This window comes from Longitalea arenae (assembly GCF_016924755.1).
Classification (GTDB): domain Bacteria; phylum Bacteroidota; class Bacteroidia; order Chitinophagales; family Chitinophagaceae; genus Niastella; species Niastella arenae.
In genome coordinates, this window is sequence record NZ_JAFFJX010000024.1 from 55477 (window position 1) to 70755 (window position 15279).

Here is a 15279-nt window from a genome sequence, read left to right on the forward strand (position 1 = left end):
TTCACAGTTCGCAGTTGACAGTTCACAGTCGCAGTTCAAAGTTCATAGTTGTCAGTGCACAGTTCTCATGACCCCGCACTTAAAAAGCTTACTTTAACTACATTTGCAGCCTAATTAAAACGGTTCATGAAAACAGTACTGATCACCGGCGCTACTTCAGGTTTTGGTAAGGCGATGGCAGAGAAATTTGCAGCTAACAATCACAACGTGATCATAACCGGCCGGCGGGCCGATAGGCTCGATGATCTTTCGAAACAGTTGAGGTCAGCGTATTCCGTAAAAGTGCATTCCCTGGTTTTTGATGTTCGCGACCGGAAAGCTGTTTTTGCCGCTATAGAAGAACTGCCTGATGCATTCAGGAACATTGATATTTTAATTAATAATGCCGGACTGGCCCTGGGCCGCGATTATTTTGAAGATGCGGAAACGGAAGACTGGGAGATCATGATCGACACCAACGTAAAAGGCGTAATGTATGTGACCAAGGCCGTTATACCTGGCATGATCGCCAGGAAACAAGGTCATATCATAAATATGGGTTCTATTGCCGGTAAGGAAGTATATGAAAAAGGGAACGGCTATTGTGCATCCAAATATGCCCTGGATGCGCTTTCTCAATCGATGCGGGTCGACCTGCTGCGACACCAAATTAAAGTTACGGCTATTCACCCCGGCGCCGCAGAAACAGAATTCTCCATGGTAAGGTTTAAAGGCAATGCCGCCGCTGCTGAAAAAATATATGATGGCTATCAGCCGCTTTCTGCTGCAGATGTCGCGGATGTCGTTTATTACACGAGTACCCTGCCGCCACATGTGTGTATTAACGACCTGGTTCTTACCTGCCTTGCACAGGCAAATTCCTTTTATTTACACAAGTAATTGTACGCGTAAAAACTTTTCTTGTTTGGTGTTTTCCCTTTAATAAACGAAGAATGTAAGGGATATTTTAGCGGGCAATACATAATTCATTTAGAATATGTGAAATGTTGACCGTGGTGCTTGTATCGTACACTCTATTTGCGTAGCTTTATACCTGACTGCATCCAAAATCCTGCTTTAAAGCCAAATACTATGTGCAAAACCTTGTGCGTATGCATCTTAGCATGCATGTTTCTAATATTTTCCCCTTCTTTGCGGGCCCAGAATGATGTGATCAAACTTCAAAGTTGTGAAGGCAATCCTTATCAGCAAACTGTTGACAGTATAAAGAAAGCAAGCGCTGAACAGGGATATGTACTATTGCGCGAAGCATCTGTACAAATGGAAAGTGAGTATGAAATGCCCGTAGTTTTACCCATGCAGGGTGGTACTATATATCAATTCGTTTTTATTGGTGACCCTACTTCAAAATTATATGAAGTGCGGATGTTTGACTGGAACGAACGGCAGGTGGTTTATAAAAGACACCAGTGGGGTGATATAGATGGGAATGTTATCAGTTATACCTACACGCCGCAGTTTAGTGAATACCACATGATAAAACCAGTGCAGGTAAATAAGAAGAAAAAGAAGCTCTGCGGTTATGTTATGCTGATGAAAAAGCCCGAACCTACGGCGAAGAAGAATTAATTAATTGCATTATAAGTTAGAGCCATACTTTATAGTATGGCTTTTTTATAAAGGCAAAAAGGCACATAGGCATAAAGGCAACAAGGCAAAGGGCAATAATACAACGAGGCAAAAAGGCAACGAAGCAAAAAGGCAAAACGCATAGAGCCAACCGCCAATCCAACCCATGATTGAGCACTCGCCATCAGGTCATAACTCATGCCCGCGGAGCTCCTTCCGTTCAATACCGAGCTTGACCGTTCACGATAGATCAATTCCACTTATACTTCACACTCGGCATGTACGATTCGCCATTCACCAGTGACCATTCACCATTCACCAGTGACCATTCACCATTGACCATTCAAATAAGATCGCTTCCCACTCGCCACTCCCATTCACCATTGACCATTGGCCATTCACGATTCACCATTGACCATTGACCATTCACGATTGACCATTGACCATTCACCATTGACCATTCACGATTCCCCCCCCGCCACTCGCCAAAAAAAAAGTCCCACCATAACGGTGAGACCCCTTTTTATTTTCAGTAATTCTTTATTGCGCCAGTGAGATCCTGATCTGAAGACCAGCGCGGGTAGTGGTGATCGGTGGCGAAGTAGAGATCTTAGGTTCCACCCGCCGCTGTTCAAAATATAATTTCAGGTTAACCCGGTTGCTGATCACATAATCAATAGTAGGGTTAATAGTGATCACTTTCTGTCCGTTCGTTGGCAGTGCCTGCGTTTGATCGAGCCTGCTGTTCGATGTGATATCGTCGCGCAGCCCCACATCCAGCCGGAAGCTGGCATCATTCTGCAGCGGCTTGCCCCTGAACTTGATCCAGGAGAAGGCGCCTCTTTTTCTGAACCCGGCCCCAATGGTGAATTCCGTTGAACGGGATTCACTCAGCTGGAAGTCGATCAAACTCAAACTCACTGTTCTCGATTTCTTGTATTCAAAACGCGCAGTGAGCTGGTTGGTGAACTGCATATCCAGGTCGATCATTGGTACAAACTGTTCGCTGATGGAAATATTAGGTACCAGGAAATAAGGAATGAAGTTGCCGGTAAGGGTATCAACAAAAGAAGGATAGCCCAATGAATCTCGATACAGCAAGGCCGATGTAAAGCTGTTCATGCTTAATGTACCGGTATAACCATGGGAAACGGTAAAATTGGTAAATACCTTTTCCATTCCTTTTATCCTCGTGAGCCCATTATAGGTAAGCCGCCAGTTGGGTCTTGGCAGAAGACCCGAGAACGGATTGGAACGGATATTCGGATTATCCTGTTTAATCAGCGGTACTGATGTTGGGCTTTTACCGGTGTATGCTGCAATGAAAGCAGGCAGTAACACATCCTGTGCATAACGGCCATAACCCGCATAGTAACCATCACTCGTGATCTGCTGGTTCGGATTAAGGCTTTGCCATTTAGGATTCTGCTCGGCCAGCCGTTGTGATAATATAATGCGGTAGTCCTGGAATTTTTGGAAGGTAGTGGTTACCTCGTTTGCTTTCACCGGGGTGAACATGGTCTTCAGCGCAATATAACTTACGCTGAAACTACCGGATGTGTACGGATTCAACCGCGCAAAATTAAGGCCGGTACCCGTAGTATCCTTATACAGCTCACTGTACATTTTACCAAAGGTTTTATCCAGTGTAAGGTCAATGGTGAGGTCACGTATGGGAATAAGTGTAGCGGTGATATTCAGTCGTTGCTGATAATCCTGGCGGTTCTGATAGTTGAAATTCGAATCGGCAGTGAGCCAGCCTTTCGACGCCATCATATTCACAAAGTTCGTATCGGGCTGACGGCCGAATATAAAGCCAAGGCCTGGGGCCATTGACTTGAAATTCATTCCCAATGCGCGGGTGCTGTCTGTATAACCATAAATGGTAGCGCTGGCATTTTCTGAATATTGCACATTCACCCGTTTCAACATGGTGAGTATACGGCCACCGAATTTGGCAGCGCTGCTTAATTCAAGCGGTGCATTGGGGTCACGCTTCCGTTTTTTGGCTGTGGAGTCGTTCTTGTTGGCGCCTGGTACCCCTGGTGGAGGCGGTGGCGCATCCTCATCAAATGCCCGCAATAATCTCGACTTGGCGTATAACCGCGTAAAGTCGAGTTCAGCGGTGAGGTTTTTCTGCTGGGTGTTCGATAAGGTATTGCCCAGTTCCCTGGCCAGTAAAGAAGCGGCTAACCAATCAAAAGTAGCGTTATACCCTGCCCGAACGGTGGTCCAGTCAAGGAATGGTATTTTACTGGTCGGCAATGTGTAGGAGACAGTTGCCTTGTGGTTATATTGAATGGTGCGGCCACCTTTCCAGAAATTATGCCACATGCGTTTTTTCTCTGCTTCATCGAGCCTTCCGCTGTCTTCGTCTACCCATGCACGGTTAAGTGCGGTAAAATCGAGGTTCAGCGAACGGGTAAAGTCCCAACGCAGGTTATAGGTACGGTCGAACGTAAAGTACTTGTCGTAGGTTTCAGGGATCAAATTCTTGGGCGTACCAACGCTGCGTGGACGGTAGGTTCCAAACTGGCGGTTCACATCGGCCCTGAAACCAAGCAGGGTAGGAATGGGGTTGATGTTGAAATCCTTTACTGCTGCCACCCAGGGCGACCTTGTTTTAAAGAAGCCTTTTATAGGTTCCCAGTATTTGGGGCTTGAGGTATAGTTATACCCCAGTCCTGCACGGTGGCGCACCACTTCATTGCTTTCGATCAGCGGGTTATGTTGTTCTTCCTTATAATACGAATAGCTCACATCGAAATTCTCGATGCTCCAGATCTGCTGTTTTTTGCCATTCACATTATTCTTCTTCACATTGGTGAAGTTCACCGTTTTAATGGTCTTCACGTCAATGGCATCGTTGCGGATGGAATCCTTCTCGGCGCCGGAGGCAGCTTTGAGTTTATCTTTTAATTTAATGTCCAGGTCATATGGATCATATTCAGGCGTGGTCACTGTTTTTGAATAACTGGCGTACACGGGGATCGACATACCGGCTTTCGCTGGTAAGAGTTTACCCAATTCCAGGTTGGTAGCTATATCCAGCTGGGTAAAGCTTTCGCGGGAGCGTTCATTCACCCTTTGTTCCAGCGTACCCCAACCGGCGCTTCTGGCGGCTCCTGAAATATACAGGGTACCAAGGTCGGCCAATTTAATATCCAAACGGCCGGTGGCAGCCCAGGCGCCATGTTCATCGAGGCCTGAGAGCCTCAGCTCATTGAACCAAACTTCTGTACAGGCGTCTAACCGGTTCACATTCTGCACGCCGATGAAGAATGCCCGTACCTCGCCGAGGTTGGGATTACCGAGAATAGCAAACTGTTTTCCATCCCCATCGGTTTCCTGGTAATATTGGAAGGTTTGACCGTTATTATTACGCGATACCTTTAAGGCGGTCAGCCTGTCGAGCGCCAGCTCCAGGTTGTTATTGGCCGGCCAAATCAGGTCATCATCGGTAGTTTGCCAGGGCGTAATATCGAGCGGGATCTTTATTTCATAAAAGTTGCTGATGAGGTCGTTGCCCAAACGCACAACCGCATACAGGTCGCCATTCCTCAGATCGTTGCTGCCCTTTACGGATTCCGCGTGCACATACATCTGCAATTGTTTATACTGGCGCAGGTCGAGGTTCAGCGTTTTGAAAACACCGCGGGCATCGCCCTGGTTGAGATTACATACCTGCAGGCTCAGCGATTGTTCGTTCTGCAACAGGTTCACGTTATTGTTGCTTAATTGTTGCTGACGAATTACGCCGGGCGGCGTTTTATAGTTTACCGGGTAACGCGATCCATTTTCTTCCACATTCACCGCCAGTTGTTTTACGGTCGTAGTGGTATTGGTAGGAATAGGCAGGTACCGGCTGCTGGTATCCAGCAGGTAGTTGAACTGGCGCCATTGGTTGCGCACCAGCTCCAGTTTCGCAAAACGCAAGACTACTGAATCTTCAAAGCCGGTGAGGAACATTCTTATAAAACGGATCGACTTGAAGTCGGGAATATTCCCTACTTTCTGCTGAAATTCCCTGATAGGAATGCGGAACAGGTACCAGGTTTCCGGGGCGCTGTTGCTGGGTCGAACTTCAATACTGTCGGTAATGTAGTTGGTGCCCACGCGGAAATTGCTTCTTCTCAGGTCTACCTTGTACTGGAAGTACTCTTCCAGCTCGTTCAATGTATTGTCGCGGTTGAATTCCTCCTGGTCGGGGTATAATGTAAAGGCGCTTACAAAGCGGTCGCCGCTGCTGGCCACCGGAGAGTTGCCCTGGGGGTTATTGATGTTCTTATAACGGGCAAGAATACCGTCATTGGCGCCGAAAGCGGCATTGCGGTAGTTGATATAGTCATCGTTTGAAGGGTCGTTCAGGGCCTGCTGATAGGCGCCGGAACCAATGGCCTGCAACTGGTTCAGGTAGGCCTGGAATTTGGTTTGCTCGGCATCATTTACCAAACCGTCGAAACCGGCATCCTGCAGTGGCCGGTCACCCGGGTCATTACTGAATGCCTGCGTTACCTGGATAGGGTTGGCCGGTACTTTTCCCCAGCGGGTGGCTGTATCTTCCAGGGCCGTGGTAACCGAGCCACTGATCCCGTTCTCAAAAAAGCGTTTACCGTCTTTCAGCACGTCTTCTGAAATATTACCCAGGTTGAAGTACAATTCGCCACCGGTGCTGTTGGGGTTCAGAATAAAGGGATCCTGTAACCAGAACTCAATGAACTCCACATTGCCGGTCTCAAAGTCAACCTGGTCGATGCCACGCATGATACCGCCCCACCTTGATCTTGGGTTCAATAATCTTCCCGATGGGTCAATACTGCCCGCGCGTGCATCATAGTTATAGGGACCCTTTTCTGTGGGATAATACGCCATGTCGAAGGTTACCAGGCTTCCCTGGCCCAGGTCGGGTGTACGCTGCGGAAAGATATCCCGAACGTTTACCGACCTTACCCGCGGATCGTTCAGCAGACCTCTGCTGATGGGGTTGTCGGCGCTGGTCCTGTCCTGCAATACCGGTTCAATATTATACCAGGCCAGTTTGGCGCGGTTATAACCGTATTCCAGCGTATCGCGCTTATCGGCTTCGGGGAACAAACCATTGCCCGATGGGGTAGAGGCAAGTCCCCAGCTCACCAGCGGAAAACGCAGGTCAATGGCATTGCGTGAACCTTCAAAGTCGTCGATGAAGACCTGGCTGCTGCTGCCTTTACCAATTTGCGGCGGGTGACCCGGTTTCAGGTAAGCGGCTTCGCCATACGCCGTGATGGTACTCATTTCGGTAGTATGGTAGAAGGGCAGTTTATCCAGCCATCTGGTTATTCGGGGCGCCTGGGTCATATAGTTGAAATCGACGCCATACATGGTATTGCGAATAGGGTCTTCATTGTAGCTGGTCTTGGTAAAGAAGGGCCGTTCACCCAGCCTTACCAGCGAGGCGCCAATGGTCAGCTGTTCACGGGCGGTCTGCTTGGCCATATAGTCGAGGCGCAAGCCCATAAAATTTCGTTGCTGAATGCCAAAACCGGCATTGTTCTCAAACTGCACATTCACCGGTAAGCCGGCATTGAGAATGGCCTGGTTGATGATCTTGACCGTACCAAGATTATAATCCACCACGTAATCTACATTCTCGGCAAGTACCTGGCCGCCGGCCGTAACGCTTACAGAACCCTGGGGTACATTGAAGGCGCCGAGGGAGATCTCCGAAGCACTCTGGCCTTTGGCATAACCACTGATCACATAGCGGTCGAGGTTGGCATAGGTCTTTGCTATTTCCTTGATGGTATCATACAGCGGGTAGTAAACATATTTTTGTTTCAGGTCCGGCGGACTGTTCTCAAAGGCAACCGAATCGAGGTCGCGCCCGAAGGGCTCGAGGAAGGGAAAGATGATGCGGGCCTGTTGCGATTGTATGGTAAAGCCTTCAATAAAATCGAATACCCCATCGGGTAATGGATCATTCCGGGCATTCAGCCTGTCAAGGTTCAGCAGGGTGATCAGGGGCACACCGGGTTTATCCCCTTCCGGTAAAAAGCGCTTCTGGCCAAGGCTGGGTTCTTCATACAAAACGTTCAGCTTGAAATCTGCAGGCTGTACACCGGATAAATAACTACCATCTTTTGTTTTGAGGGTGTACACGTTCTTCATCATCAGGTCCCACAGGGGCAGGTTGGTACGTTGCGAAGTGGCTTTTAATAATTTCAGGAACAACACTTTTTGCGTACCGGCCACTGTATTGGTGGTATCGGGCGGCACATCCTGCGAAAACTCACCCACCTGGTAGATCCTTCCGTTATAGCTGTACTGGTAAGCAACCCCCAGCACTTCATCGGGTTGCAGGGGTTGGTTTATCGACAAAAACCCGACCTGCGGGTTGAAGTAGAAATCCGTTGCATTTAATTTACGGGCGAATGTTTTTTCGAAATCCTGCACCGGGCGTAATCCCAGCGATGACAGTTTACTGGTAATGGCGGAAGGATTGCGGCTGCTGGGGTCGTTTATGATCTGGCGGTACAGGTCGTTAGCATCGTTCGACGGCAGGCCCATGGCATTGGCCGGGTTGGGCCGGTAATACGGGTTAGGTTCACCCAGGTCCATCAGACCCACCACATCCCGCGTTTCGGTAGTAGAACCGTTCCGGTTCGTTACCCATACTTCTACCCGCAGGATCTGTATCTGCGAGGTCACGATGGGCAGCCTCGACATGGCCTTGTTGTAATTATTGCGGAAATACTGGGCTAAAAGGAAGTGGCGGTTCTCTTCGTAATCGTTGGCCTTGAACTCGAAGTAGGTATTGGCCGATCCGCCCTGTAAGCCCAGGGATTGTCTTTGCGACCGCTGGTTGGCCAGTACACCGGTGATGAACAGTTTACCAAACTGCAGCTGGGTTTTGATACCGAAAAGCTGCTGGGCGCCGGGGATCAGGGTTCCTTTTGAGGAGAAGGAGATATTCCCCGCTTCTATCTTTTTGATGATCTCATCATCGGTACCGGTATAATCGAGTTTCAGCTGGTTGTCAAAATCAAAATTGGCCAGGGTATTATAGCTGATAGGCAGTTTAAGCTTGTCGCCGATATTGCCAATAACGCTCAGGTTGGCGTTCATGTCGAAGTCGAAACCACCATTGCGGCGTGCACGTTCGGGCAGGGCGGGGTTCTTGATGTTCTGCCCCTGGTAACCTGCCAGGATATTCACTTCACCCTGGGGCCTGATCTCTATTTTACCATTGCCGAAAATGCGGTTGAACAGGTTATCGGTCATGGACATTTTAGGCCGCAGCATTTTGCGGTTCAGTCCACTCAGAATATTTGATCTTTTCTTAAAATAATCATTTTCCTGTCTGCGGGCCTGTAAAGCCATAAACTCATCAAAGGTGAGGTAGGTAGGCTTCCGGTAGTAGAAGTTACCTATCTTTTCGATGATATAGTATTGCTTTGTTTTAGGATCGTAAACGATGGAATCCTGGATGTTCGCAGGGTCGTTAAGGCCCATGGAGCTCCGTTGAGGAAAGGTGAATTTGTCGCCCCGCCTGTCGTGCAGGGGATATTTCAATGTGTCAATGCCTTGCCGTTGGGTGGAGTCTTGCCGGGGGGCAAAGAAAGCCTGGACAGTAGAACTCATACCAACGCAAGCAGCTACTATTAACACAAGTGTTATTCTGTTTCTGTAAGGTGCGCGTAACAATCTTCTCTAAAGAATTAGTTAGGTAGAGTTCCGATCCGATAGGCTTAAATGGTTTTTAAAGCTTTCTTAATAATTTCTTCAACTGCACTAAGAGAAGGTTCCGCTTTTATTACGCGTTGAATGGCCTGTTCTGCTGAAGCCCGGGCAATTCCGAGTGCAATCAAGGCATTTAACGCATCCTGCTCCAACGTATTGTTTATCAACGGCGAAATATTTAGACCTGGCTTGGTTTTGCTGAGTTTATCCCTCAGTTCCAATATGATCCGTTCGGCCGATTTTTTCCCGATCCCTTTGATCGATTCCAGTTGTTTGGTATTGCCCTGAACAATAGCCCGGGAAAGCTCGTCGGGTTTCAGGGAAGACAGCATCATGCGTGCAGTAGCTGCACCTACACCCGATACACTTACCAACTGCAGAAAAAGCTCTTTTTCAGCCACTTCAAAAAAACCATACAAAGTATGAGCATCCTCCTTAATGTGCAAATGCGTATAGAGCAGCCCTTTGTCGAGCGACTGGATCTGTGAGTAAGTGTGAAGGCTTATCTGGAGCTCGTAACCCACACCGTTGGCTTCTATATGAACCACCGCTGGTGTCTTAAGTACGAATTGTCCTCTAACGAATGCGATCATTAAGCGAAAATATGGAAAGGTTTCTGGTTTCAGCCTGAAGTTTTTGGTTTGATAACAATTGCCGGAAACTTATTTGGCTGCGTGGTATTGTGTATATAACAATTACTTAATGAGAACGTTATAGGCAAGGTGATAATTAGCTAATGTGATAATTTGATAATGTGATAATATGATAATATGATAATTTGAAAATGGGATAATGAATATATCTCTGCGCGGCAGCAGGCTAAAAGCAGAACGCTTCACGAAGAAGTTTGCTTTCGGGCGGCAAATATGAAAGCTGGGGCCCCGACTTCGCCCGGTCATCAGGCAAAGTCCTCCGACTGCGCTCAGACCGGCGCCCGGCAACCGGTAACTGGTAACCGGCAGCTTGTAACTGGCTTTGCCCTATCTTTGCCGCTTATTTGCTCTTATTTCATAGTGAATTTGTTTCAAAATTGATTCAATATCAAACCTGTATAATAGTAGCATGACGCAAAAAATTACTGCTGCCATCACAGCTGTTGGCGGCTTTGTTCCGGAAGACAAGCTGACAAATGCAGATTTAGAAAAGATCGTAGATACCAGTGACGAATGGATCCGGACCCGTACCGGCATTGAGGAAAGACGCATCCTGAAAGGCCAGAAAGGCACTTCAGACCTGATCGTACCCGCTGTTAAACAAATATTGGAAAAAAGAGGTATAGGTCCGAATGACATCGATGCTCTCGTTATTGGAACCGTTACACCCGACATGATGTTCCCTTCCACCGCCAACCTGGTATGTTATAAGGCCGGCCTGAAGAATGCCTGGGGATTCGACCTGCTGGCTGCCTGCAGCGGCTTTTTATACGCACTTACCACCGGTGCTACTTTAATTGAAAGTGGCCGGTACAAAAGGGTGATCGTAGCCGGGGGCGACAAAATGAGCTCTATTGTCGACTATAGCGACCGTACCACCTGTATCATTTTTGGGGATGGCGCCGGGGCCGTTCTGCTCGAAGCAAATACCGAGGGTTATGGCGTACTGGATAGTATCCTGCGCAGCGATGGCAGTGGCTGCACTCACCTGCATATGAAAGCGGGCGGTTCTTTACGCCCGGCTTCTGTAGAAACCGTTGCCAATAAAGAACATTTTATTTACCAGGAAGGACAACCGGTTTTCAAGGCGGCCGTGAAAGGTATGGCCGATGTGAGCGCCGAGCTGCTGGAAAGAAATAAACTTACCGGCGCGGATATCGCCTGGCTGGTTCCGCACCAGGCCAATAAACGGATCATTGACGCTACTGCCGACCGTATGGGGCTCACCCACGACAAAGTAATGCTGAACATTCATCGCTATGGTAATACCACCGCGGGTACTATTCCCCTTTGCCTCTACGATTGGGAGAGCAAGCTGAAAAAAGGCGATAATATTGTGCTGGCTGCTTTTGGCGGCGGCTTCACCTGGGGCGCTACATTGGTGAAATGGGGCTACTAGCAATTAGCTGATGTGCTGATGTGCTGATGTGGCTCGCTAATATAGCGAACCGGCTGCATCTGCAGACGCGTGCTTAATGAATGAATTTATCGCTAACTGCCTGATTGTGCAGGCGGTCATATAATCAAAATATACAAAAGGTGAATCTTCTGCTATCACGCGGAGGTTTCACCTTTGTCTTTCCTGCGACCAGGGGCCTTGTGTATTCTGTATTTCACTTCACATTGCGCGCTGTATCCTGTATTTCATTATCTCATTAGCAAATTATCACATTATCACATTGCTCTTGTAACTTCGTACACATGGCTAACAAACAATTCCCGTATTCAGGCTTTACCTCCCTGGCGATACATGCCGGACATGAACAGGATCCCAACTATGCACACCTGGTACCTATTTATGCTTCTTCCACCTTCGTATATGACACTGTTGAGCAGGGCATGCGCCGCTTCACCGGCCAGGAAGAAGGCTATATTTATAGCCGCTGGGGAAACCCCACTTTTGATGAGGCAGAAAAAAAGATCGCTGCCATGGAGTGTTTCCGCCTGACGGATGACAATGGCAAACCAATGGCAGCAAAGGCATTGCTGCATGCTTCAGGCATGGCTGCTATATCTACCTTATTTCTGTCGACCCTGAAAGCGGGCGATAAAATATTATCCCATTACTCCCTCTACGGCGGTTCGCAGGAAATGATGGACAAGATATTGCTCGGTTTAGGCATAGAAGCCGTGATTGCTGATCTGCGCGATCTGAATAAAGCGGAAGAAGCCCTGAAAGCGCATCCGGAAATAAAGATGTTATACATCGAAACACCGGCGAATCCCACCCTGCAGTGTGTTGACATCGAAGAGCTCACCCTGCTGGCCCGCCAGTACGGCAAACTGGTGGCCTGCGACAATACCTTTGCCACCCCTTACCTGCAGCAACCCTTTCAATTCGGGGTTGATTTCATTGTACATTCTACCACCAAATTCCTGAACGGTCATGGAACAGCGGTAGGCGGTGTGCTGATCGGCCGCGATCTTGAGTTCATGAATACAAAAGCGACCAAGACCATTCGCCTCTTAGGTGGCAACAGCAATCCCTTCGATGCTTTTTTGCTCATCAATGGCATGCGTACATTGGAAGTGCGCATGGAGCGGCATTGTCATAATGCTACTGAAATAGCCAATTACCTAGAAAGCCATGAAGCGGTAGCCAAAGTGAACTACCATGGTTTGCCTTCGCATCCTGACTTCTACCTGGCGAGCAAACAAATGCGGCACCCCGGCGCTGTCATGAGCATTGAACTCAGGGGCGGGCTGGAAGCCGGTAAAAAAATGATGGACCGCCTGCAGCTATGCACCCGCACGGTTTCGCTGGGTACCTGCGATACGCTCTTGTGCCATCCGGCTACTATGACCCACTTTGGCATACCGAAAGAACAACGTGAACAATATGGGATTACCGACGGGCTCATTCGCATGAGCATTGGAATGGAAAACGTGCAGGATATCCTGATCGATCTGGAGCAATCATTGAAAGGTTTGTAATTCCCGGGGTGATGCAGTAGCAGCGCTCAGTGTCATTATTTAACTTATTCACTATATAATAAACAATGGAAATTATCATTCGCCGTGCGGTAAAAGAAGATTGTGCCCGGCTGCTCGAACTGATCCGTGAATTGGCTGAATATGAGAAAGCGCCGCAGGAAGTTACCGTTACCATGGAGCATTTTGTAGAAAGCGGTTTTGGCGCTCAACCGGTATGGTGGGCATTTGTGGCCGAAGCCGATGGACAAATAGAAGGATTTGCTATGTATTATATTCGCTATAGTACCTGGAAAGGACAGCGGATGTACCTGGAAGATCTGATCGTTACCGAAAAAATGCGGGGCAGGGGATTGGGTAAAATGCTGTTCGATCAATTGATCATAGAGGCCAGAGAAAAGAAATTCAATGGCATTGTATGGCAGGTGCTGGAGTGGAACGAACCGGCTATCAACTTCTATAAAAAATATAAAGCGCATTTTGATCCCGAGTGGATCAACTGCAGTATCCCGGTATAGAAATTTCTGATTTCTGATTTCCTGATTTTTGATTTAGGATTTCCTGATTTCTGATTTAGGATTTTAAGCTTTCGCAACTTAAGGATTTTGAGATTTGTAGTGAAGTTGAACCTTCGGCAAATCCCGAAATCTCAAAATCTCAAAATCTCGAAATCTCGAAATCATAAATCGTAAATCAGAAACCCCGTCTTGCCTTTGTTAAGATACCCTCTTCAATTGGCCTTCTATTGTTTGTTCCCCGTCAATGTCCCCAATTATTTGTAACTTGTTAAAGTTATCCGGGTTGCCTCCCTATGGTCGCGATTTCTTCTTAAATTACTTTAACAGCAAGGTATTGCTGATCCCAGTCACATAGAAAAAGCTCAGTTTCATTTATGAAAACGATTGTAGCAGGGGCTGTAATTTTAATAGGGCTTAGCATGGTAAGCTGCAAAAAAGACCATGATGTAGTAAGCAGTGTGGTGAAAAACGATACCGCTGCCAACTACGCCCGAGATATTTATCTATGGTACAATCGTATTCCCCCGGGTTTTGATGCGCACGGCTTTTCTGATCCGAATGCGGTAATGGAAGGCATCAGGGCCTTCAGTGAAGAGCCTGGCTTTAATATGCCGGTTGACCGGTGGAGCTTCGCCATGTTAAAAGCCGACTGGCAAAAACTGAGCTCAGGTATCGGCGGCGACTTTGGCATGAACGTTTTTTTCTTCACGGATAATGATCTGCGGGTATCTTATGTAGAAAGGGAATCTCCGGCCGGCAAGGCGGGCATCAAACGCAGCTGGTCTGTTAAACAGATCAATGACAATCCGAATATCAATGCCGCTAACGCCGGTAACATTATAAGAACTGTTTATCAAAGCAGCACCGGCACCTTTGTGTTTGGCCGTCCTGGCTCTGCTGATACTACCATTACACTGAAAGCAGCTTCTTACAGAGAACATCCCCTGTTATTTGATTCAGTATATACCGCCGGCGGCCGTACGACCGGTTATTTTGTATTTAATTCTTTCCTGGGCGATACCAATGAGATCAAAGATGAATTTGCACGCATTTTCGACAAGTTCGGTCAGGCGCATGTTCGCGATGTGGTGGTTGATCTGCGGTATAACGGCGGGGGATATGTGTCTGTACAGAACTTACTGGCCAATTACCTGGTGCCCGTAGCCGGTAATAACGATGTAATGCTTACCGAAGAGTTCAATGATAAATATAGTTCCTTTAATGTCACCCAGAAATTTACCAAGAAAGGGAACCTCGATCTCAACCGCCTGTTCTTCATAGTAAGCCAGAACACGGCATCTGCCAGTGAATTATTAATTAACAGCCTGGTACCGTATATGGAGGTACATCTCGTAGGGCCTTCTCATACGCACGGAAAACCGGTAGGCTTTTATCCTATCGGGGTGTATGACTGGTATATCTTTCCCGTATCGTTCCGTACGGTGAATAAGAACGGCCAGGGAAGTTATTTTAATGGGTTGGCCCTCGACCACCAGGTGTCAGACGGGCTGAATAAAGATTGGGGCGATGGGGGTGAAGCATGTTTGAGCGCTGCTTTAAATTATATCAGCAGCGGCAGTTATGCCCGGTCCGGTGTTAGGATGGAGCAACGCAGCAGCTTAAACGAAACCGTATTGTCGTCAAATGCCCGCCTGGGCGAATCGAAATTTAAGGGCATGATACCTTAAAAGGCATAGCGCTTATCTTTGATAGTTAAAACAAAAGTGGATCACCTGTTAAGATGATCCACTTTTTGTTTGTAGTGCGCCCGGCACGGGCGCAAACTCTAGGGTGGAAGTCCCGAACGCACCTTGATAGTGGGAAGCGTTAACCAAAGGCAAGGGTGTCCTTCGTGAGGGGGAATCTAAAGGAAGCCGGCGGTAAATCTC

8 protein-coding genes are annotated in these 15279 nt (G+C 47.8%); 6 read left to right on the forward strand and 2 right to left on the reverse strand.

Annotated elements, in window-relative coordinates:
• Nucleotides 1-126: 126 nt before the first annotated feature.
• Both JT717_RS26470 and JT717_RS26475 read left to right on the forward strand, forming a co-directional pair.
• A complete protein-coding gene (locus tag JT717_RS26470) occupies nucleotides 127-879 on the forward strand; it encodes an SDR family NAD(P)-dependent oxidoreductase (protein ID WP_205514259.1) in 753 nt (250 codons plus the stop codon).
• 228 nt (nucleotides 880-1107) lie between these two features.
• Nucleotides 1108-1569: a hypothetical protein gene (locus JT717_RS26475; protein ID WP_205514261.1), complete on the forward strand. Its 462-nt coding sequence runs from the start codon at nucleotides 1108-1110 to the stop codon at nucleotides 1567-1569.
• A 540-nt stretch (nucleotides 1570-2109) separates the two neighbouring features.
• On the opposite strand, the gene sov is transcribed toward JT717_RS26475, so the two are convergent.
• Together sov and ruvA are read right to left on the reverse strand one after the other, a co-directional pair.
• Nucleotides 2110-9189, reverse strand: a complete 7080-nt coding sequence (sov, locus tag JT717_RS26480) for a T9SS outer membrane translocon Sov/SprA (RefSeq protein ID WP_205514263.1) — start codon at nucleotides 9187-9189, stop codon at nucleotides 2110-2112.
• A gap of 107 nt (nucleotides 9190-9296) precedes the next feature.
• The gene (gene ruvA, locus JT717_RS26485; protein WP_205514264.1) at nucleotides 9297-9881 is read right to left on the reverse strand and encodes a Holliday junction branch migration protein RuvA; all 585 of its coding nucleotides are present in this window, start codon (nucleotides 9879-9881) and stop codon (nucleotides 9297-9299) included.
• A 469-nt stretch (nucleotides 9882-10350) separates the two neighbouring features.
• Here ruvA and JT717_RS26490 point away from each other — a divergent pair, with 469 nt between their 5' ends.
• The 4 genes from JT717_RS26490 (at nucleotide 10351) to JT717_RS26505 (ending at nucleotide 15078) form a co-directional block, all read left to right on the forward strand.
• Nucleotides 10351-11340, forward strand: a complete 990-nt coding sequence (locus JT717_RS26490) for a beta-ketoacyl-ACP synthase III (protein ID WP_205514265.1) — start codon at nucleotides 10351-10353, stop codon at nucleotides 11338-11340.
• A 302-nt stretch (nucleotides 11341-11642) separates the two neighbouring features.
• Complete coding sequence (locus JT717_RS26495) at nucleotides 11643-12875, forward strand: trans-sulfuration enzyme family protein (protein ID WP_205514266.1); 1233 nt, start codon at nucleotides 11643-11645, stop codon at nucleotides 12873-12875.
• 65 nt (nucleotides 12876-12940) lie between these two features.
• Entirely contained in the window at nucleotides 12941-13390 is a 450-nt protein-coding gene (locus JT717_RS26500; protein ID WP_205514267.1) for a GNAT family N-acetyltransferase, read from the forward strand.
• A gap of 374 nt (nucleotides 13391-13764) precedes the next feature.
• Nucleotides 13765-15078: a S41 family peptidase gene (locus tag JT717_RS26505; RefSeq protein WP_205514268.1), complete on the forward strand. Its 1314-nt coding sequence runs from the start codon at nucleotides 13765-13767 to the stop codon at nucleotides 15076-15078.
• Nucleotides 15079-15279 lie beyond the last annotated feature (201 nt).